At 59.6% G+C, this 20,929-nt stretch carries 19 protein-coding genes; 1 reads left to right on the top strand and 18 read right to left on the bottom strand.

What is annotated here, in order from left to right; all coding sequences use genetic code 11:
• Positions 1-136: 136 nt before the first annotated feature.
• From rpoD to rpsU, 4 genes are all read right to left on the bottom strand, one after another.
• Positions 137-2,032, bottom strand: a complete 1,896-nt coding sequence (gene rpoD, locus KI797_RS17220; protein WP_263685420.1) for an RNA polymerase sigma factor RpoD — start codon at positions 2,030-2,032, stop codon at positions 137-139.
• A gap of 183 nt (positions 2,033-2,215) precedes the next feature.
• Positions 2,216-4,003: a DNA primase gene (gene dnaG / locus KI797_RS17225; protein WP_226170307.1), complete on the bottom strand. Its 1,788-nt coding sequence runs from the start codon at positions 4,001-4,003 to the stop codon at positions 2,216-2,218.
• Between the two features lie 88 nt (positions 4,004-4,091).
• Entirely contained in the window at positions 4,092-4,535 is a 444-nt protein-coding gene (locus KI797_RS17230; protein ID WP_005331908.1) for a GatB/YqeY domain-containing protein, read from the bottom strand.
• A gap of 15 nt (positions 4,536-4,550) precedes the next feature.
• Complete coding sequence (gene rpsU, locus KI797_RS17235; protein ID WP_005309452.1) at positions 4,551-4,766, bottom strand: 30S ribosomal protein S21; 216 nt, start codon at positions 4,764-4,766, stop codon at positions 4,551-4,553.
• Between the two features lie 179 nt (positions 4,767-4,945).
• On the opposite strand from rpsU, the gene tsaD reads away from it, so the two are divergent.
• Positions 4,946-5,959, top strand: coding sequence for a tRNA (adenosine(37)-N6)-threonylcarbamoyltransferase complex transferase subunit TsaD (gene tsaD / locus KI797_RS17240; protein ID WP_043131995.1), 1,014 nt, complete (start codon positions 4,946-4,948; stop codon positions 5,957-5,959).
• A gap of 87 nt (positions 5,960-6,046) precedes the next feature.
• Here the strand turns inward: tsaD and rpoS are convergent, their stop codons facing one another.
• From rpoS to rlmD, 14 genes are all read right to left on the bottom strand, one after another.
• Positions 6,047-7,030, bottom strand: coding sequence for an RNA polymerase sigma factor RpoS (rpoS, locus tag KI797_RS17245; protein ID WP_043131996.1), 984 nt, complete (start codon positions 7,028-7,030; stop codon positions 6,047-6,049).
• Between the two features lie 46 nt (positions 7,031-7,076).
• Positions 7,077-8,141, bottom strand: coding sequence for a LysM peptidoglycan-binding domain-containing protein (locus KI797_RS17250; RefSeq protein ID WP_043131997.1), 1,065 nt, complete (start codon positions 8,139-8,141; stop codon positions 7,077-7,079).
• 9 nt (positions 8,142-8,150) lie between these two features.
• Positions 8,151-8,732, bottom strand: a complete 582-nt coding sequence (locus KI797_RS17255; RefSeq protein WP_226170309.1) for a YqaA family protein — start codon at positions 8,730-8,732, stop codon at positions 8,151-8,153.
• Complete coding sequence (locus tag KI797_RS17260) at positions 8,729-9,346, bottom strand: protein-L-isoaspartate(D-aspartate) O-methyltransferase (RefSeq protein WP_005332743.1); 618 nt, start codon at positions 9,344-9,346, stop codon at positions 8,729-8,731. The genes KI797_RS17255 and KI797_RS17260 overlap by 4 nt, the downstream gene beginning before the upstream one ends.
• Positions 9,347-9,350: 4 nt before the next feature.
• Positions 9,351-10,112 carry a 5'/3'-nucleotidase SurE gene (surE, locus tag KI797_RS17265; protein WP_043132000.1) on the bottom strand — a complete coding sequence of 254 codons (762 nt, stop codon included), beginning with the start codon at positions 10,110-10,112 and terminating at the stop codon, positions 9,351-9,353.
• Positions 10,093-11,151: a tRNA pseudouridine(13) synthase TruD gene (gene truD, locus KI797_RS17270; protein ID WP_042648742.1), complete on the bottom strand. Its 1,059-nt coding sequence runs from the start codon at positions 11,149-11,151 to the stop codon at positions 10,093-10,095. The genes surE and truD overlap by 20 nt, the downstream gene beginning before the upstream one ends.
• Positions 11,151-11,627: a 2-C-methyl-D-erythritol 2,4-cyclodiphosphate synthase gene (gene ispF, locus KI797_RS17275; protein WP_042648739.1), complete on the bottom strand. Its 477-nt coding sequence runs from the start codon at positions 11,625-11,627 to the stop codon at positions 11,151-11,153. The genes truD and ispF overlap by 1 nt, the downstream gene beginning before the upstream one ends.
• A 79-nt stretch (positions 11,628-11,706) precedes the next feature.
• A complete protein-coding gene (gene ispD / locus KI797_RS17280) occupies positions 11,707-12,417 on the bottom strand; it encodes a 2-C-methyl-D-erythritol 4-phosphate cytidylyltransferase (RefSeq protein WP_042648738.1) in 711 nt (236 codons plus the stop codon).
• The gene (gene ftsB / locus KI797_RS17285) at positions 12,410-12,727 is read right to left on the bottom strand and encodes a cell division protein FtsB (RefSeq protein ID WP_025328246.1); all 318 of its coding nucleotides are present in this window, start codon (positions 12,725-12,727) and stop codon (positions 12,410-12,412) included. The genes ispD and ftsB overlap by 8 nt, the downstream gene beginning before the upstream one ends.
• Positions 12,728-13,014: 287 nt before the next feature.
• Complete coding sequence (gene eno / locus KI797_RS17290) at positions 13,015-14,313, bottom strand: phosphopyruvate hydratase (RefSeq protein WP_226170311.1); 1,299 nt, start codon at positions 14,311-14,313, stop codon at positions 13,015-13,017.
• Positions 14,314-14,402: 89 nt separating this feature from the next.
• Positions 14,403-16,040 (bottom strand): glutamine hydrolyzing CTP synthase, encoded by a 1,638-nt coding sequence (pyrG, locus tag KI797_RS17295; RefSeq protein ID WP_005332766.1) that lies wholly within the window; start codon positions 16,038-16,040, stop codon positions 14,403-14,405.
• A gap of 141 nt (positions 16,041-16,181) precedes the next feature.
• On the bottom strand, positions 16,182-16,979 hold the full coding sequence (gene mazG / locus KI797_RS17300) for a nucleoside triphosphate pyrophosphohydrolase (RefSeq protein WP_226170316.1): 798 nt from the start codon (positions 16,977-16,979) through the stop codon (positions 16,182-16,184).
• Positions 16,980-17,058: 79 nt separating this feature from the next.
• A complete protein-coding gene (gene relA, locus KI797_RS17305; RefSeq protein ID WP_226170320.1) occupies positions 17,059-19,269 on the bottom strand; it encodes a GTP diphosphokinase in 2,211 nt (736 codons plus the stop codon).
• A gap of 251 nt (positions 19,270-19,520) precedes the next feature.
• Positions 19,521-20,843, bottom strand: a complete 1,323-nt coding sequence (rlmD, locus tag KI797_RS17310) for a 23S rRNA (uracil(1939)-C(5))-methyltransferase RlmD (protein WP_171273233.1) — start codon at positions 20,841-20,843, stop codon at positions 19,521-19,523.
• Between the last annotated feature and the right edge of the window lie 86 nt (positions 20,844-20,929).

The raw sequence follows: 20,929 nt of genomic DNA on the forward strand, positions 1-20,929 counted from the left end.
GGCAGATCAACCACTTGGCGAGTTTTTGTCCATCTATCACCCAATCTGTGCTCCGGAGCAACCATAGCGCCAAACCGGATAAAACAAAGCCCCGCATGGCGGGGCTTTTGAGACGGCTCAGGGAAAAGCCTCTGGACTATTCGTCCAGGAAGCTGCGCAGCACTTCCGAGCGGCTCGGGTGGCGCAGCTTGCGCAGCGCCTTGGCTTCGATCTGACGAATACGCTCACGGGTAACGTCAAACTGCTTGCCCACTTCCTCGAGGGTGTGGTCAGTGTTCATGTCGATACCGAAGCGCATACGCAGTACCTTGGCCTCACGAGCGGTCAGGCCAGCCAACACTTCGCGGGTGGCGTTGCGCAGGCTCTCGCTGGTGGCAGCATCCGCTGGCAGCGCCAGGGTGGTATCTTCGATGAAGTCGCCCAAGTGGGAATCTTCATCATCACCGATGGGCGTCTCCATGGAGATGGGCTCTTTGGCGATCTTCAATACCTTGCGGATCTTGTCTTCCGGCATGCCCATGCGCATGGCCAGCTCTTCCGGGTTCGGTTCACGACCCATCTCCTGCAGCATCTGACGGGAGATACGGTTGAGCTTGTTGATGGTCTCGATCATGTGTACCGGGATACGGATGGTACGGGCCTGATCCGCGATGGAGCGGGTAATGGCCTGACGGATCCACCAGGTAGCGTAAGTCGAGAACTTGTAGCCACGACGGTATTCAAACTTGTCCACCGCCTTCATCAAACCTATGTTGCCCTCCTGGATCAGATCCAGGAACTGCAGACCGCGGTTGGTGTACTTCTTGGCGATGGAGATAACCAGACGCAAGTTGGCCTCGACCATCTCTTTCTTCGCACGGCGGGCCTTGGCCTCACCAATGCTCATGCGACGGTTGATGTCCTTGATCTGGGCGATCGACAGACCTGTCTCTTCTTCGATCTGCTGCAGCTTGCCGATGGAACGCAGCACTTCTTCGTCCATCTCGACCAGACGCGGAGACCAGGCCTTGCCAGCCTGTTTCTGGTATTCAAACCAGGCAGTTTCGCACTCGTTGTTGGTGAAGGCCGCGACGAAGGTCTTCTTCGGCATCTTGGCCTGCTCAACGCAGAGCTTCATGATGATGCGTTCCTGCACGCGGACCCGTTCCATCATCTCGCGCATGTTGTTGACCAAGCGATCGAACTGCTTGGGCATCAGGCGGAATTGACGGAACACATCGGCCAGCTGGGCGATAGCGGCCTGGGTGTCGTCGTGGGCACGACCATTCTTCTGGATGGAGAGACGGGTGACTTCGTACTGGGCACGCAGTTCACCGAACTTCTCGCGGGCGACTTCCGGATCCGGACCACCGTCCCCGTCGTCGTCGGAGCTGTCGCCGTCTTCGTCTTCATCCTCGTCTTCATCTTCGTCTTCGTCAGCGAGATCGTCTTCACTGAGTTCGGAGCCGATGTGGGTGGCGGTCGGCGCCACGTCGTCCGCTTCGTTCGGATCGATAAAGCCGGAGATGATGTCGGACAGACGCAGTTGCTCGGCTTCGTACTTGTCGTACTGTTCGAGCAGGTAAGTAATGGCTTCAGGGTACTCGGCAACGGAGCTTTGTACCTGATTAATACCGTCCTCGATCCGTTTGGCGATGTCGATTTCGCCTTCACGGGTCAGCAGTTCGACGGTACCCATTTCCCGCATGTACATGCGGACGGGATCGGTCGTGCGACCAATCTCAGATTCAACAGATGCCAGAGCCTGGGCCGCTGCTTCGGCAGCGTCCTCATCGGCGGTACCACCTTCGGCCATGATCAGATCATCGGCGTCCGGGGCGTTTTCCACTACCTGGATACCCATATCGTTGATCATCTGGATGATGTCTTCGATCTGGTCAGAGTCGACAATGTCTTGCGGGAGGTGATCGTTCACCTCGGCATAGGTCAGGTAGCCCTGTTCTTTACCTTTGGCAACGAGGAGTTTAAGCTGAGACTGCGGGGTTTGCTCCATAGAACTCATCCGGTTGGTGTTGCTAGGTTGCGCGTACAGTGCGCTGCTGCGCAAATAGCCAATTCTAATAGAAAACCGCCAGACATGCTATGTCTGGTTGCGGCGTCGGTCATGAGAAACCCCTGCCCGCAGTATTGTCGGGGCCAGGCGGTTATAAAATGTTTGCTTTTAATCCCGTCGATTCGGGCAACGGTATTCATATTGGGACTAATCACTCAAATATCAAGCCCCGCTCTCATTTCTTTTCTCAATCTGTACCTCTCTGATCAGCATCATCAGCTCCTGTGTTTCCTCAGAGCTTAGCCCTTCCTGAGCCACCTTGGCCTGCAATTCTTCGATTCGTTGCTTCAGAAACTGGTTGATGAAACCGACGAAGGTATCCTGCAATTCTCCCAGAATATCCGGCCCCTGGTCGAGCTTGATCTCTTCAAACAGGTCGTGCATGGCCAATTGAGCCAGGATCTCCCCCTCCTTGGTGCCACGCCAGTGCTCCAACAAGATGCCGGTAGTGATCCCTGGCTGAGTCAGGATCTGCTGATGCAGCTGCAACAGGAACTTGATGCCCTGCACCCGCAGTCCAGCCAGCTCCGGCATGGGGGGAAGCTCGGCCGTCACCGCCGGATATTGCACCATCAGAGCCAGTGCCCGGCGAATGGGGGTCAGCTTGGCGGCCTTGGGCTTGTTGACTTCGCCCTTGGGCTGGCTATTGCGGGCAAACAGCTCGGCGATCCGCTGCTTGTTCTCCCCCCAACGCATCATGCTGGAGAGCCGGGTGATCAATCCTTCCCGGGTAAAGCCCTCCGGCACGCGACGGATCAGTTCGGCAGCCTTGTTGGCCACTTCAAACTTGCCCGCCTCACCAGAGAGGGCGGCATCACGCCCGAGACGCTCGAACATGAAATCGGCGAAGGGCTGGGCCTCGTCCAGCAAGGCCTCAAACCCCTCCTTGCCAATCTGGCGCACCAGCGAATCCGGATCTTCTCCATCGGGCAGGAACACGAACTTGAGTTCGCGCCCGTCCTGCAGATGGGAGAGTGCGTTGTCCAGCGCCCGCCAGGCCGCCTCACGGCCGGCGTTGTCACCGTCGTAACAGCAGACCACCTCGGCCGTGGTGCGAAACAGGGTGTGGATATGGTCGCTGGTGGTGGCGGTGCCCAGCGCGGCCACCGCATAGTCGATGTCGTACTGACCGAGCGCCACCACATCCATGTAGCCCTCCACCACCAGGATCCGGCGAGGATCCTTGTGTGCCTGCTTCACCTCGTAGAGGCCGAACAGTTCACGCCCCTTGTGGAAGATGGGGGTTTCCGGGGAGTTGAGGTACTTGGGAGTGCCGTCCCCCAGCACCCGGCCACCGAAGCCGATGACCCGGCCCCGCTTGTCACGGATGGGAAACATGATGCGATCGCGGAAGCGATCATAGCTGCCTGGGCCGCTGTCGCGGGGGATCAACATGCCGCCGGAGATAAGCAACTGCTCGTGATCCCGGCTGGACCCGAAACGGCGCCTCACCTGATCCCAGTCTCCCGGGGCATAGCCTATGTTGAAGCGCTTGACCACTTCACCGGTCAGACCGCGCCCCTTAAGGTATTCCACCGCCTGCGGCGCGTTCTTGAGATTGCTCTCATAGAAGCGGGCAATCTGATTCATCAGCTCGAACAGATCCTTGCTGACGGCAGGCTGAGAGCTTGCAGAGCCGCCTAGACTCTGCTCGCGGGGTACCTGCATGCCCTGCATGCTGGCGAGCTCTTCGATGGCGTCCGGGAATTCGAGTCCGTCGTACTCCATGACAAAGCCGATGGCATTGCCGTGAGCACCGCAACCGAAGCAGTGGTAGAACTGCTTCTCCTGACTGACGGTGAAAGAGGGGCTTTTTTCGTTATGAAAAGGACAACAAGCCTGATAGTTCTTGCCAGTCTTCTTCAGCCGCACTCGCGAGTCGATCAGCTCGACTATGTCTGTGCGTACGAGCAGATCATCGATAAAGGATTGTGGGATCCTGCCTGCCATAACCGTCCTGTTTCACTGCAGAGAAAATAAAAAAGCCGCGCATTCACAGGGAAGCACGGCTTCTTTCGACTAACAAGAGAAATGCCTGTTACGCCAAGCGGGTTTTCACCTGAGCACTGACGGCGCCGACATCGGCACGCCCCTGAATTTTCGGCTTCAAGACAGCCATGACTTTACCCATGTCCGCCATGACGGCAGCCCCACTTTCGGTGATGGCTTGCTCGATCAACACGGCAATTTCCTCTGCGGTCAGCTGTTGCGGCAGGAATTCCTGCAGCACCAGAATCTCGGCGGACTCTTTGTCGGCAAGATCCTGACGACCGGCAGCTTCAAATTGGCTGATGGAATCGCGGCGCTGTTTGACCATCTTGGTCACGACAGCGAGGATATCCTCATCATTGAGCTCGACACGGGTATCGACTTCACGCTGCTTGATTTCTGCCATCAACAAACGGATCGCTCCCAAGCGAGCCTTGTCTTTGGCCAGCATGGCGAGTTTTTGTTGATCCTTGAGTTGATCCTTCAGAGACACGGCATGATCCCCCGATTAGTACAGGCGGATACGACGTGCGTTTTCGCGGGACAGCTTCTTGGCGTGACGCTTGACGGCAGACGCTTTGGCACGCTTGCGAATGGTAGTCGGCTTCTCGTAGAACTCACGGCTACGAACTTCAGACAGGATACCGGCCTTTTCGCAAGAACGCTTGAAGCGACGCAGAGCAACGTCAAACGGCTCATTTTCACGGACTTTGATTACTGGCATGTGCCTTTCACCTCAGTGATATATGGTTAGCTGATCTTCAATCGATCAGCATGTCTTAAAATGGTGCGAAATTATACTCTGGACAGGGAATGAAAGTAAACCCGCAGAGATCGCTCTGGTTTAAAAAACCCGCGAAGGTTACCATAGCCGTCTCATTTTAGCAGTGAAATTTTTTAGCAATGCGTGTATTGGGCATAGAGACATCCTGTGACGAAACCGGGATCGCGATCTTCGACGATCAAAAAGGGATCCTTTCCCACCAGTTGTACAGCCAGGTCAAGCTGCATGCGGACTACGGTGGCGTCGTCCCCGAGCTCGCCAGCCGGGATCACGTCCGCAAGACGATCCCCTTGATCCAGGCCGCATTGCAAGAGGCGGGACTGGGTAAAGATGACATCGACGGCATCGCCTACACTGCGGGGCCGGGTCTGGTTGGCGCCATCCTGGTGGGGGCGACCATAGGCCGCTCCCTCGCCATGGCTTGGGGTAAACCCGCCGTGGCGGTGCACCATATGGAGGGCCACCTGCTGGCTCCCATGCTGGAGGAGCGGGCCCCCGAGTTCCCCTTCGTGGCGCTGCTGGTCTCCGGCGGTCACTCCATGCTGGTGCGGGTCGACGGCATAGGTAGTTATCAACTACTGGGAGAATCCATCGACGATGCCGCCGGCGAGGCCTTCGACAAGACAGCCAAGTTGATGGGACTGGACTACCCGGGCGGCCCTCTGCTCTCCCGTCTGGCCGAGAAGGGCACCACGGGACGCTTCACCTTCCCCCGCCCCATGACAGACAGACCCGGGCTCGACATGAGCTTCTCCGGCCTCAAGACCTTTGCCGCCAACACCATAGCCGCCAATGGTGACGATGAGCAGACCCGTGCCGACATCGCCCGGGCGTTTGAGGATGCTGTGGTCGATACCCTGGCCATCAAGTGCCGCCGCGCCTTGAAAGAGACCGGGCTCAAGCGCCTGGTAGTGGCCGGGGGCGTCAGCGCCAACCGTCATCTGCGCGCCCAGCTGGCCGAGCTGATGGAGAGCCTCAAGGGCGAGGTGTTCTATCCGCGCACCGAGTATTGCACCGACAACGGCGCCATGATCGCCTATGCCGGCATGCAACGCCTCAAGGCGGGCGTGTTCGAGCCGCTGGTCGTCAAGGCGGTGCCGCGCTGGCCGCTGGATACCCTGGACCCCGTGTGATCCCAAGGATCCTCTCGCAATGAAAAAGGGGCCTCTGGCCCCTTTGTTGTGACTGTCCTCGGCATAACAGCCGTCAGCTAGTTCGGATCAATTGGTTCTAAACAGGGCCTCGATGGAGAGCCCCTGTCCCAGCAGGATCTCCCGCAGGCGGCGCAACCCCTCGACCTGGATCTGGCGCACCCGCTCCCGGGTCAGGCCAATCTCAGCCCCCACGTCTTCGAGCGTCGCTGGCTCATAACCGAGCAGACCGAAGCGGCGAGCCAGTACCTCACGCTGCTTGGGATTCAGCTCTTCCAGCCAGTGGACTATGCTGCTGCGCATGTCATCTTCCTGGGACTCCAGCTCTGGCCCCATGCCTCGCTCATCGGACAGGACATCGAGCAGGGCCTTGTCGCGATCGCCGCCGATGGGAGTATCCACCGAGGTGATCTTTTCGTTGAGCTTGAGCATGCGGTTCACATCGTCGACCGAGCGATCCAGCGCGAAGGCGATGTCTTCGGCGGTGGGTTCATGGTCTAGGCGGTGGGAGAGTTCGCGCGCGGTGCGCAGGTAGACGTTCAGCTCCTTCACCACATGGATCGGCAGCCGGATGGTGCGGGTCTGGTTCATGATGGCCCGCTCTATGGTCTGGCGGATCCACCAGGTGGCATAGGTGGAGAAACGGAAGCCGCGCTCCGGGTCGAACTTCTCGACCGCGCGGATGAGACCGAGGTTGCCCTCTTCGATGAGATCCAGCAGCACCAGGCCGCGGTTGTTGTAGCGCCGGGCAATCTTGACCACCAGGCGCAGGTTGGATTCGATCATGCGCTTGCGCGCGGCTTTGTCACCGCGCAAGGCACGACGGGCGTAATAGACTTCCTCTTCGGCGGTGAGCAGGGGGGAGAAGCCGATCTCCCCCAGATAGAGCTGGGTGGCGTCCATCACCTTGTTCAGTTCCGGCACCATGAGCTCATCGGAAATGGTCTCCTCAGCCTCGGCGGCAACCTCCTGAACCTCTTCTTCCTCCTGGGCCTCCAGCTCTTCGTCGAACTCTAACTCTGCATCCTGCATTACCAGTTGTTCTTGGCTCATGATATGTCTCCCTGACCTGAACCAGAGTAAGACCTAGCTCTCTGGGTTAACGCTTTGGCAAATAGCCCATCGGGTTGATTGACTTGCCTTTGTACCGGATTTCAAAGTGCAAGCGCACATCCGGCGCATCCGTGCTACCCATGTTGGCGATGACGGCTCCGCCTTTGACGGAGTCTCCCTCCCTGACCCTCAGCTCGTCGTTGTGGGCGTAAGCAGAGAGGTAGTCATCGTTGTGCTTGAGAATAATCAGCTTGCCGTAACCCCTGAGTGCACTACCCGCGTAGACCACTTTGCCGCCGCTGGCGGCGTAAACGGGTTGACCCTTCTGGCCGGAGATGTCGATGCCCTTGTTGCCCTGTTCTGCAACGGAGAAGCCTTCAACGACCCGTCCTTTCGCTGGCCAATGCCAGGAGAGAGTTGACTGGGAACTGATGTTTTTTTGTTCTTTCGCCTGAGCGTATGCTGTTGACGGTGCAGGAGCAATCGTTTTCTGAGCAATAAACGGTGTGGTCGTACCTGCCGGCGCCGTCGCCAGAGGTTTGGGACCTGTGCTGGTCACGACAGGCGTGGTTGCCGCCACCATCTGACCAGTCGAGGACCCCGCGCCCCCCACGTTGAGCACCTGGCCAACATGGAGTGAATAGGGTGCCTGCAGGTTGTTGCGCTGTGCCAGAGTCTGATTGGACACATTGAACTGGCGGCCTATGCTGCTCAGGGTATCGCCACGACGCACCTCATAGGTACCGTTGCCGCTAGTGACAGGGCGGCTCATCGCTATGCCGGTGCTGACCACAGCGCCGGAAGAGCCATCCAGCCTGAGCTGCTGGCCCGGATAGATGTTGTAGGGGGGGCTGATCCCGTTGAGGCTGACCAAGGATGCGACATCCATGCCCGAACGGAATGCGATGGAGTACAGGGTATCCCCCTTCACCACTGTGTAACTGCCACCCTGCATGCCCGAATTGGCCATGTTTTGACGAGTCGGGATGGTCGAGGCAATGGGGTCATTGCCCAGACTCTGTACCGGGGCAGCAGTCTTGCTGGAAGAGCAGGCAAGCAGTAGCCATGACAATACGATGACACTGCTTCCTTGCCAAACACGCGAACGCATAGTGGATCCTTAACGACTAAACCAGAAATAGGCCGCAATGGCCAAACCAATACAGAGCCAACCGAGCACATCCACATAGTGCATCAGCTTGCGCTCCATCTTCTCACCACCCCACCGCATCAGACCCGCTACCAGGAAAAATCGCATGCCTCGGCCGATCAGCGAGGTCAGGATAAAGGGCAGCAGTGCCATGTGGAGCAAGCCCGCCGTAACGGTAAACACCTTGTAGGGGATCGGCGTGAAACTGGCAATAAAAATCACCCAGATCCCCCACTGCGCAAACCACTGCTCAGCCAGCGCAATCTTGTCTTCATAGCCAACCGAGATCACCAGCGGCTGGACCACGGGTTCCCACAGGGCATAGCCAAGGGCATAACCAAACAGCGCCCCCAGCACAGAGAAGAGGGTTGCCAACCCGGCGTAGTGCCACGCCTTGTGTGGCTTGGCGAGCGCCATGGGGGCCAGCATCACGTCCACCGGAATAGGCCAGAACACCGACTCGATAAAGGCGGTGATGGAGAGATACCAGGGGGCGTGCTTGTGGCGGGCCCACTGCATCACCAGTACGTACAAACGGGAAAACAACTTCACTCCACATCTCCGTCAATCAGGGGAACAAAACGCACCGGCTCCAGGATCCGGCTGGTCAGCTGGGAGCCGGATCGCTCGATCAGCTGCAGAGTCTGCTGGCTATCCCCCACCGGCAGTACCAGACGCCCGCCTTCGGCCAGCTGATCGGTCAGGGCCTTGGGCACCTCGCTCGCCGCGGCCGTCACCAGGATGGCATCGAACGGTCCCTTGTTGGGCCAGCCCAGCCAGCCGTTGCCGTGCTTGGCCGAGACATTGTGCAGGTCGAGCTGGCGCAGCCGGCGCCGGGCCTGGAACTGCAACGACTTGATCCGCTCCACCGTGTAGACATGCTCCACCAGGTGGGCCAACACTGCGGTCTGATAGCCGGAGCCAGTGCCGATCTCCAGCACATGGGCCGGATCGTTCTGGATCAGCAACTCTGTCATCCGCGCCACTATGTAGGGCTGGGAGATGGTCTGGCCATGGCCGATGGGCAGGGCCGTATTGTCCCAGGCCTTGTGAGCCATGGCTTCATCCACAAACAGCTGGCGCGGCACTTTCGCAATCGCCGCGAGCACACGGAAATCACGAATGTCCTGGGCAATCAGTTGATTCAACAGGCGCTGTACTATCACAACGTCATCCCTGCAGATCCAGCCAGGCACCCAGACTCGCCAGACTGTCATAGGCAGTCATGTCGATGGTCAACGGGGTGATGGAGACATAACCCTGCTCGATGGCGGCGAAATCCGTGCCGTCACCGGCATCCTGCTGGCTGCCGGGAGGGCCTATCCAGTAGATGGGCTGGCCACGGGGATCCTCGGTGCGGATCACCGACTCGGCGGGATGGCGGTTGCCAAGGCGGGTCACCCTGATCCCCTTGATCTGCTCGAGGGGCAGGTCCGGCACGTTGACGTTGAGGATCTGGTCGGCAGGCAGGGGGTGTTTCATCAGACCCTTCACCAGCAGGGCCGCGTAGTGGGCCGCCGTGGCGAAGTGGGTCTTGCCCACCAGAGAGATGGCGATGGAGGGGAAGCCAAGGTGACGCCCCTCGGTGGCCGCAGCGACCGTGCCCGAGTAGATGACATCATCCCCCAGGTTGGCGCCGTGGTTTATTCCAGCCACCACCATGTCCGGCTCCGGGCGCACCAGCTCGTTGACCGCCAGGTGCACGCAGTCGGTCGGGGTGCCCTTCACCGCATAACTCTCGCGGCCATTAAAGCCGGTTTCGCCAAGGCGCGTAACCCGCAGCGGCACTTCCAGCGTCAGGGAGTGACTCGCGCCGCTGCGGTTGCGATCCGGCGCCACCACAATGACTTCGCCGCAGGCAGTCAGCGCCTCGCTGAGGGCACGAATGCCCTCGGCATGTACTCCATCGTCATTACTGACCAGAATTCGCATCGGTTGGGTTCCTGAAACCGTGATCGGCCTCTTCGGCCTGCATTAACTCGCGCACCACGCTGGTGGCAAAGGCACCGGCCGGCAGGAAGAAGGAGAGGGTCAGCACCTCGCCATCCTGCTGCCAGCTCATCTGCTCCGGCTTGAGCAGCAGTGGACGCCTGTCCTGATCCAGTCCGGCCTTCTCCAGTCCGTCACACCATTCGGCGTAAGGGGCCAGCACTGCCTGTTCAAACTCGGCGGCGGCACCCTGGCTCGCCAGTCGGCCACGGCCCCACTGGGGGGCGGTGAGCTGCACGTCGCCGGAGGCGAGGCGCGCCTCCAGCTCGGGAGTCAGCACCTCTTCACTGAAGATGGAGTGGCTGCCCCTCAGCATCACACAGTCACCGGCCAGCAGCTGGTGTGCCAGCCCCTGTTCGATGCGGGCGCTGACAATGGCGTTGAACAGCATGCTGCGGGCGGCGGAGAGATAGAGGGAGCGCTTGTTGCGATCCTTGATCCGCTTGCCGGCAAACATCGCCTTGGCCGCGTCCAGGTTGTTGCCATCCCGGCCAAAGCGCTGCTCGCCGTAGTAATTGGGCACGCCCTGAGTGGCGATGGCCTGCAGCCGGGCTTCCAGATCGCCTGCCTGTTCCAGACCGGTGAGGCGCAGGGTGAAGTGGTTGCCCTTGAGGTAGCCAACTCGCAACTTCTTGTTGTGGCGCTTGGCCTGCAGGATCTGGATGCTGTCGCTCTGGATGACAGAGAGATCCGGTTCGCCCTTGCCCGGCAGATGAATGCCGAACCACTGCTCGGTCACCGCGTGGCGATCCTTGAGACCCGCCCAGGTCACCGCATTGCGGTTGACACCGGCCGCATCGGCCAGCAGGCCCGCGACCCAGGCGGTGTTCTCGCCGGTTTTGCGCACCCGCACGAAGATGTGCTCCCCTTCCCCGCAGGGTTCGAAGCCGAGATCTTCATTCACCACGAAGTCGGCGGCCTCGGCCTTGAGGATACCGCGGGCGACCGGCGCCCCGTGCAGATAGCTCAGCTGTTCCAGCATCATTGTTTCACCAGTAAGACGACGGCTTCGGTGGCGATCCCTTCCTTGCGCCCCGTAAACCCGAGTTGTTCTGTGGTGGTCGCCTTGACATTCACCCGGTTCAAATCACATTGCAGATCGGCCGCCAGCACGGCGCACATAGCCCCGATATGTGGCGCCATCTTGGGAGCCTGGGCGATGATGGTCACATCCAGGTTGCCGATGGCATAGCCCGCCTGCTGTACCCGGGCAAAGACGTCCCGCAGCAGGATGCGGCTGTCGATCCCCTTGAACTCGGCGGCGGTATCGGGGAAGTGACGGCCGATGTCACCGGCGCCTATGGCCCCCAGCAGGGCATCGCTCACCGCATGCAGCACGACGTCACCGTCGGAGTGGGCCAGCAGGCCCTGCTCATAGGGTACCGGGACGCCACCCAGCATGCAGGGGCCAACCCCGCCAAACTTGTGCACGTCAAAACCATGTCCAATTCGCATCATGCCTGATCCCCCCTCAATACACAGAAATCTGTCTCATCAAAACCATGTCCAATGCGGATCATGCGGGCCCCTCTGCGGGTCAATCGGGTCGCACCTGCTGGCGCGCACTCTGTTGTTGTAAAAAGAGCTCGGCCAGGGAGAGATCTTCCGGGCGGGTCACCTTGATGTTGTCGGCACGCCCCTCCACCATCTTCACGGTAAAACCGGCGCGCTCCATGGCGGAGGCTTCGTCTGTGATGAGGGCCCCCAAGGCCAGCCCCTCCTCCAGCGCCCGCTTCAGGGTGCCGGTGGGAAACATCTGCGGCGTCAGGGCATGCCAAAGCTGTTCGCGCTCGACGGTAGCCACTATGTTGCCAGCCCCGTCTGTGCGTTTCATGGTGTCGCGCACCCGGCTACCGAGGATGGCGCCATCGCACGCCATGGCACTGGCTATCAGGGCATCGAGATCCCCCTGGGTCAGACAGGGGCGGGCGGCGTCATGCACCAGTACCCACTTCCCCTCTACCACATGCAGGGCGTTGAGCACCGAATAGGCACGCTCGCTCCCCCCTTCCACTCGCAGCACCCGCGGGTCGGCCGCCACGGCCAGTTGCTCGAACCACTCATCGTGCGGCGCCAGCGCCACTATCACCCGGGCTATGCCCGGATGGGACAGTAAACAGCCGAGCGTATGCTCCAGGATGGTCTTCCCTGCCAGTGTCAGGTACTGCTTGGGGCAGTCTGCTCCCATGCGGCTGCCGATACCGGCGGCCGGAACTATGGCGGTCAGCCCGCTGTGGCAATCAATCATCGTAGGGGACGCCGTCCGGCTCCGTTGCTTGGTCTTTGTCTTTGGGAATGATCCGGTAGAAGGTCTCGCCCTGCTTGATGTAGCCAAGATCGTTGCGCGACAGCTCCTCGATGGCCTCAAGGCCCGAGGTCAGATCGTCGATCTCCCGGTAAATCAGGTTGTTGCGGTCCTTGAGAACCAGATTGTCCTGCTGTTGCCGCTCGATGGCATTGGAGAGCTCCCGATAATCGGATAGGCCGTTTTTCCCCAGCCAGAAGTCATATTGCAGCCCTCCCAACAGGAGGAGCAGGATAAGAGTGAGTAGCCGCATGCACTGAGTCTCCTTCAAGCGGCCTAGTTTCCCATATTCGCAGGCAAGACAAAAGAAAGCCGGTGTGCCAGACGGGGCGGGGGACTAAAAAAGATGACGGGCCGAGCAGACGAGGGCCAAAAAACCGCGCAGTTCCCAGGACGGGCGGCCTTGGCGCCAGATTGGCGGCAACCATACGAAAACCGCCGCAGATCAGCGGCTGGCCTGACAATGGGGTGGCGACAGATACAAAAAAGCCCCGCCAGAGTGGCGGGGCTTTTCAACAGCTTAAGAATTGCAGGCAGTAATTACTGGCCTTTGACTTCTTTCAGACCGCGGAACGGAGCCTTGGCACCCAGGGCTTCTTCGATACGGATCAGCTGGTTGTACTTGGCAACACGGTCAGAACGGCTCATGGAACCGGTCTTGATCTGGCCAGCAGCGGTACCCACGGCCAGGTCGGCGATGGTCGCGTCTTCGGTCTCACCGGAGCGGTGGGAGATGACGGCGGTGTAGCCAGCGTCCTTGGCCATCTTGATGGCAGCCAGAGTTTCGGTCAGGGAACCGATCTGGTTGAACTTGATCAGGATGGAGTTGGCGATGCCGTTGTCGATACCGCGCTTCAGGATCTTGGTGTTGGTTACGAACAAGTCGTCACCCACGATCTGGATTTTCTTGCCCAGTTCAGCAGTCTGGTAGGCGAAGCCTTCCCAGTCAGATTCGTCCAGGCCATCTTCGATGGAGACGATCGGGAACTTGGTGGTCAGGTCAGCCAGGTAGTCAGAGAACTCGTTGGAGGTGAAGATACGACCTTCGCCCTTCAGGTTGTACTCTTTCTTCTCGGCGTCGTAGAACTCGGAAGCAGCACAGTCCATGGCCAGGGTCACGTCGGTGCCCAGCTTGTAACCGGCAGCAGCAACGGCTTCAGCGATCACTTCCAGCGCTTCGGCGTTGGATTTCAGGTTAGGAGCGAAACCACCTTCGTCACCGACTGCAGTGTTGTAGCCCTTGGACTTCAGCACCTTGGCCAGGTTGTGGAAGACTTCGGCACCCATGCGGATGGCTTCTTTCAGGGTCTTGGCGCCAACCGGCTGGATCATGAACTCCTGGATATCGACGTTGTTGTCGGCGTGCTCACCACCGTTGATGATGTTCATCATGGGCAGCGGCATGGAGTAGACACCCGGGGTGCCGTTCAACTCGGCGATGTGGGCGTACAGCGGCAGGCCCTTGGCAGCAGCAGCGGCTTTGGCGTTAGCCAGGGAAACGGCCAGGATGGCGTTGGCGCCGAACTTGGATTTGTTCTCGGTACCGTCGAGGTCGATCATGATTTGGTCAATTGCGGCCTGGTCCTTGGCATCTTTACCCAGCAGAGCCTGAGCGATCGGGCCGTTTACGGCTTCGAGGGCTTTCAGCACGCCTTTACCCAGGAAACGGCTCTTGTCGCCGTCACGCAGTTCCAGCGCTTCGCGGGAACCGGTGGACGCGCCAGACGGAGCGGCTGCCATACCAACAAAACCACCTTCCAGGTGAACTTCGGCCTCAACGGTCGGGTTACCACGGGAGTCGATGATTTCACGACCGATCACTTTAACGATCTTGGACATGTGTATTTCCTCAGGTTTCGTAAAAAAACAACAAAAATATGCCAAAAAAAGCGGCTGCGGCACAGAGCCCCAACCGCATTTATTTTCAATTACTTCAAATTACGCTTCTGATACTCACCTGCCGCCTTCACAAAACCGGCGAACAGGGCGTGGCCATCACGGGGAGTCGAGGTGAACTCCGGGTGGAACTGCGCAGCCACGAACCAAGGGTGATCCGGAATCTCGATAATTTCCACCAGCTTCTTGTCGGCGGAGAGACCGGTCACCTTCAAACCGGCCGCTTCGATCTGCGGCAGCAGCTTGTTGTTCACCTCGTAACGGTGACGGTGACGCTCGTAAATGGTCGGGCTGCCGTACATCTGGCGCACCTTGGAGCCTTCCACCAGGTGGCAGAGCTGGGAACCCAGACGCATGGTGCCGCCCAGATCAGACTTCTCGGTACGGGTCTCGACGTTGCCCTCTTCATCCACCCACTCGGTGATGAGGCCGACAACCGGATAGGCGCAATCTTTCTTGAATTCGGAGGAGTGAGCACCGGTCATGCCCGCTACGTTGCGAGCGAATTCGATCATGGCAACCTGCATGCCGAGACAGATACCCAAGTAAGGGATCTTGTTCTCACGGGCATACTGGGCGGCCAGGATCTTGCCTTCCACGCCACGCTCACCGAAGCCACCCGGCACCAGGATCGCGTCCAGACCTTCCAGCAGCTCGGAGCCACGGGTCTCGATGTCCTGGGAGTCGATGTACTTGATGTTGACGGAAAGACGCGTCTTCAGGCCGCCGTGCTTGAGTGCTTCGTTGACGGACTTGTAGGCATCCGGCAGGGATACATACTTGCCGACCATGCCGATGGTCACTTCTGCAGTCGGGTTGGCCTCTTCGTAGACCACCTGTTCCCACTCGGACAAGTCGGCTTCCTTGCACTCCAGGCCGAAACGGGCGATGAAGTAGTCATCCAGATTTTGGGACTTGAGCAGGGCCGGGATCTTGTAGATGGAGTCGACGTCCTTCATGGAGATGACGGCGCGCTCCGGCACGTTGCAGAACAGGGCAATCTTGGCACGCTCGTTGGCCGGGATGGCGCGATCGGAGCGGCAGATAAGCACATCCGGCTGGATCCCGATGGAGAGCAATTCTTTGACGGAGTGCTGGGTCGGCTTGGTCTTCACCTCGCCGGCGGCGGCCAGGTAAGGCACCAGCGTCAGGTGCATGAACATGGCATTGTCGCGGCTCACTTCGGCAGCCAGCTGACGAATGGCTTCGAGGAACGGCAGGGACTCGATGTCGCCCACTGTGCCGCCCACTTCGACGATGGCCACCTGATGGCCTTCGGCGCCGGCAATCACCCGCTCCTTGATGGCGTTGGTGATGTGCGGGATGACCTGGATGGTGGCGCCCAGATAGTCACCACGACGCTCTTTGCGCAGCACGTCCGCATAGATGCGGCCGGTGGTGAAGTTGTTGCGACGGGTCATCTTGGTGCGGATGAAACGCTCGTAATGGCCCAGATCCAGATCGGTCTCAGCCCCGTCCTCGGTTACGAACACTTCACCGTGCTGGGTCGGGCTCATGGTGCCCGGATCCACGTTGATATAGGGGTCCAGTTTCATGATGGTCACATCCAGACCACGGGCTTCCAGAATGGCTGCCAGAGAAGCTGCGGCAATGCCTTTGCCGAGGGATGAAACAACGCCACCAGTTACAAAAATATATTTTGTCGTCATGCTGAACCTGAAAGAAGTTTAGGGAATTTTAAGGGGTGCTTCGGGGATGAAGCAGGACGGGGAAACAGTATACCAAAACCCCCTCTCCCAAACAATGAACAAAAATCTATCAGGCTCCCCGCCGCCCCGTCTTGCGCCAAATCAACTTTGCTCGGTTTCCTTGGCCTTGTTCCAGGCCTCGTCCAGCTTCTCCAGGGAGCAATCAGTTATTTTCAGCCCTTCCGCGGCAATAAACTGCTCAACCTGACGAAAACGGCGTTCGAACTTGGCATTCGCGCCCCGCAGCACCTGCTCGGGATCCTTGCCCAGATGGCGCACCAGGTTGACGGTGGCAAACAGCAGATCGCCGAGCTCGTCGCTCACCCTCTCTTCGTCCACATCGACCATCAGCGCTTCTTCCATCACCTCCTCGATCTCTTCGTGGACCTTGTCCACCACGGGACCCAAGGTCTTCCAGTCGAAACCGACGGTGGCGCAACGCTTCTGGATCTTGGCTGCCCGGGTCAGGGCTGGCAGCGAGAGGGGGATGTCATCGAGCACGCTCTCTTTATCCAGCGCCGCCCGCTCCTTGGCCTTCTCCGCCTCCCAGTTCACCTTGACCGCCTGTTCGTCACCGAGGTCCGCATCGGAGAACACATGGGGGTGGCGGCGAATGAGTTTCTCGCTCACCGCATCGACTATGTCGGCAAAATCGAACAGTCCCTGCTCCTTGCCGAGCTGGGCGTAGAAGACCACCTGGAACAACAGATCCCCGAGTTCCCCCTTCAATCCATCCCAATCCTGAGTCTCGATGGCATCGGCCACCTCGTAGGCCTCCTCTAGGGTGTGGGGCACTATGGTCTGGAAGCTCTGTTTGAGATCCCAGGGGCAGCCCCCGTCCGGGGAGCGCAGTTGAGCCATGATGTCGAGCAATTGAGGGAGGTCGTAACGTTGGGACATGGGATCTTCGCTTTCAATTCGTTCAAGAAGGGTCATAAAGCACAACCGGCCACCGGGGCCGGTCACTATTTATCGGGCATCAGAGGCGCTTGGCGCTGATCACGTCGTTGAGCTGGCTGAGCTTGGCCAAGGCCCGGTTGAAGGCGTTGATGTTGTAGATCTCCAGCTCCATGTCGATCTCGGCGGTCTGCTCACGCACGTTGGAGCGCGAGCGCACCCCCATGACGTTGATCTTCTCGTTGGCCAGTACTGTGGTGATGTCACGCAGCAGGCCGGATCTGTCGTTGGAGAGGATGCGGATGGTGAGACCATAGCCGCCGGAGTAGTTCTCCCCCCAGACCGCATCGATCAGTCGCTCCGGGTTGCGGCGCGACAGCTCTTTCAGCTGCTCGCAATCCTCCCGGTGGATGGAGACGCCACGACCCATGGTGATGAAACCCTGGATGGAGTCCCCCGGGATGGGCTGGCAGCAGCGGGCAATGTGGGTCATCAGATTGCCGACCCCTTCCACTACGATGTGATCCTTGGCCTTGGGGCGGAAGGGCGCATTGGCCTTCTGCTCCAGCTTCTCCAGCAGGCGGCGGTCTTCTTCCTCCGCCGTCGGCTTGTTGTAACGAGTGTCGAGGTAGTTGAGAAGTTGGTTGATGCGGATGTCGCCGCTGCCGATCCCGGCCAGCAGATCTTCCAGCTCCTCCGCATGGAAGCGCTCCAGCACCACCTTGTCCACCTTGGAGAGCGTCAGGTTGTGCCTGTCCAGCTCCTTCTCCAGCAGCTCCTTGCCGGCGGCGATGTTCTTGTCCCGATCCAGCTTTCTGAACCAGGTCGCCACCTTGGCCCGCGCCCGGCTGGAGCGCAGGAAGCCTGCATTGGGGTTCATCCAGTCGCGGCTCGGGTTCGGCTCCTTCTGGGTGATCACCTCCACCTGATCACCGGTCTGCAGCGTGTAGGTAAAGGGCACTATGCGGCCATCCACCTTGGTCCCGATGCAGCGGTGGCCGATCATGCTGTGAACGTGATAGGCAAAATCGAGCGGGGTAGCCCCCGCCGGCAGGTCGATGACATCCCCCTTGGGGGTGAACACGTAGACCCTGTCCTCGAACACCTGACTGCGCAGATCGTCCAGCAGGGAGCCGCTCTCGGATAGATCCTCCTGCCAGGCGAGGAGCTTGCGCAGCCACTCGATCTTGTCTTCGAAGGTACTGGTCTTGGCTGCAGCCTGGGCCCCTTCCTTGTAGCGCCAGTGAGCCGCCACGCCGAGTTCGGCATCCTGATGCATCTGCTCGGTGCGGATCTGGATCTCCACCGTCTTCCCCTCCTCCCCCACTACCACTGTGTGGATGGACTGGTAGCCGTTGGGCTTGGGGTTGGCGACATAGTCGTCAAATTCGCGGGGAATATGATGGAAATGGGTGTGGACGATGCCGAGCGCCGCATAACAATCCTGCAGCCGCTTGGTGATCACCCGCACCGCACGCACGTCGAACAGCTCGTTGAATTCGAGGTGCTTCTTCTGCATCTTGCGCCAGATGCTGTAGATGTGTTTCGGTCGGCCATAGACCTCGGCCTCGACCCCGGCTTCGGCAAGCGCATCACGCAGGGACTGCACGAACTCGCGGATGTAGCGCTCCCGATCGAGTCGTTTCTCGTCGAGCTGCTTGGCGATCTGCTTGTAGGTATCCGGGTGCAGGTAACGGAAGGCGAGATCTTCGAGCTCCCACTTGAGCTGACCTATGCCGAGGCGGTTGGCAAGGGGCGCATAGATGTTGGTGATCTCCTGGGCCATCAGCACCCGGGTCTCCTCATCCGCCAGCTTGGCTTCCCGCAGGCAGGCGATCCGCTCCGCCAGCTTGATGACGACAGCGCGCACATCCTCCACCATGGCGAGCAACATGCGGCGCACGTTGTCCACCTGCTCCGGGGAGGTCTCGCTACGGTGCAGGGTCTGCAGAGAGCGGATGGCCTCCATCTCCAGCACCCCTTCCACCAGCTTGGCGATCTTGGGACCGAAGTCCTCGTTCACCTTCTCCTGCTTGATGAGGGCGGCTTCGACGAAGGGATAGAGAATGGCCGACTTGAGGGTGGCGAGATCCATGCTGAGCATCAGCAGTATGCCCACCATCTCGACGCCACGCACCAGCAGGCGGTTGGTGAGCGCCTCGTCGCCAAGCGTCAGACAGTACTGGTAGACGGTTCGCAGTTGATTCTTGTCGCTTTCACTCAGGGTAAGGGAACTGACCCACTCCTCCAGAGTGAAATTGTCTTTCAAATGAATTTCGCGCACCGCAACCATGGTATCAATCCTTAAAATTGTGGGGCCGAAAGCCGATGCTTTCTGCCATCCCCTCATCAGCTGATGACTGCCTCAAATGGGGATGCGCGGGAGAGTTTTCAAGGCATGTAGCCGATCCCGGCAACAGGTTTCTCTCGCACATCAGGCCCATTTTTGCAGATCTAGATTACCCTAATCACCCCTGCGCAAACAGCGCTACCGGCATCGGAAGACTGACAAAACGCAGCACCGACAATCTGAAAACAGCCTGCTCAATCCCGTTCAAACAGCGCCATGGACTCCAGATGACCGGTGTGGGGGAACATGTCCAGCATCCCCAGGCGAGCCAGTCGATAACCCCCCTTCACCAGCACCTGGCTGTCCCGGGCCAGGGTGACAGGGTTACAGGAAACATAGACCACCCGCTTGGGCGAAAGTGCCGCCACGTGGCTCATGACTTCCAGTGCCCCGGGCCGGGCCGGATCCAGCAGCACCAGATCGAAGCCTTCCCGCGCCCAGGACATGCCGACGATGTCGCCGCTCAAATCCGCCTTGTAGAAACGGGCGTTGTCGATGCCGTTGCGACGAGCGTTCTCCTCGGCACGGGCCACCATGGCGAGCTCCCCCTCGACCCCCACCACTTCACGGGCCTGACGGGCCAGCGGCAGGGTGAAGTTGCCGATGCCGCAGAAGAGATCCAGCACCTTGTCGTCCTTGGTCGCCCCCAGCCACGCCAGCGCCTGGGTCACCATGCTCTGATTGATGGGGCCGTTGACCTGAATGAAGTCGCCAGGGGCGAATGCAAGAGACAAGCCATCGAGGGTGTAGCTCGGCTGAAATTGTTGACGCAGGGGTTCGATGCGCTCATCCGCCGCCTGCAGATAGAGGTCTATCCCCTGGGCCTCGGCAAATGCCACCAGCAGGGCGCGATCCGCCTCGTTAGGACGACCAGTGTGGCGCAGCAGCATCATGATGCCCTGTTCGGCCTGGATGAGCTCCGCATGCCCCAGTTCGCGCTGGCTCTTCAAACGATTGAGGCACTCGCGCAGCGGGGTGATGAGGGCAGAGAGGGGGTCGGCCAGCACGGGGCAGCCCGCCACCTCCACCAGGTCATTGGATTGACGGCGACGGAACCCCACACGAGTGCAGCGACCGTTCTTGTCAAACTTGATGGCGAGACGGCAGACCCGGCGATAGCTGCGGGACTCTCCCTTGAGCACGGGCTCGAGCGCCGGCGCCTTGATGTTACCAAGGCGCTCGAACAGGCTGACCAGCCCGGCCTCCTTGACCGCCTGCTGATCCGCTTCGCCGAGATGCTGGGCACTGCAACCGCCGCACTCGCGATAATGGGGGCAGAAGGGATCGATGCGATTGGCCGCCGGGGTCACTATCTGTTGCAGGGCGGCGTGGGCATAGTGCTTCTTGTCATCAACGATGCGAGCCTTGATCAGCTCACCAGGGAGTGCCCCTTCGACAAAGATGGCCTTGCCCTGATGACGGCCGACACCGACACAGTGGTGGTCCAGACTGTCTATCGTAAATTCAATACGTTGGGGCTGGGTTGATTTCTTTTGGGGCTTGAAAAACTGGGCCATAAAACTTGGTGCCTATAGGTGGCTATGTCATGATTGTGGAATCTGCAGCAGGCCATTGTCCCACAAGAATAATAGTATGACCAAAT

Origin of the sequence: Aeromonas media (assembly GCF_020423125.1) — a bacterium.
GTDB lineage: Bacteria > Pseudomonadota > Gammaproteobacteria > Enterobacterales > Aeromonadaceae > Aeromonas > Aeromonas media.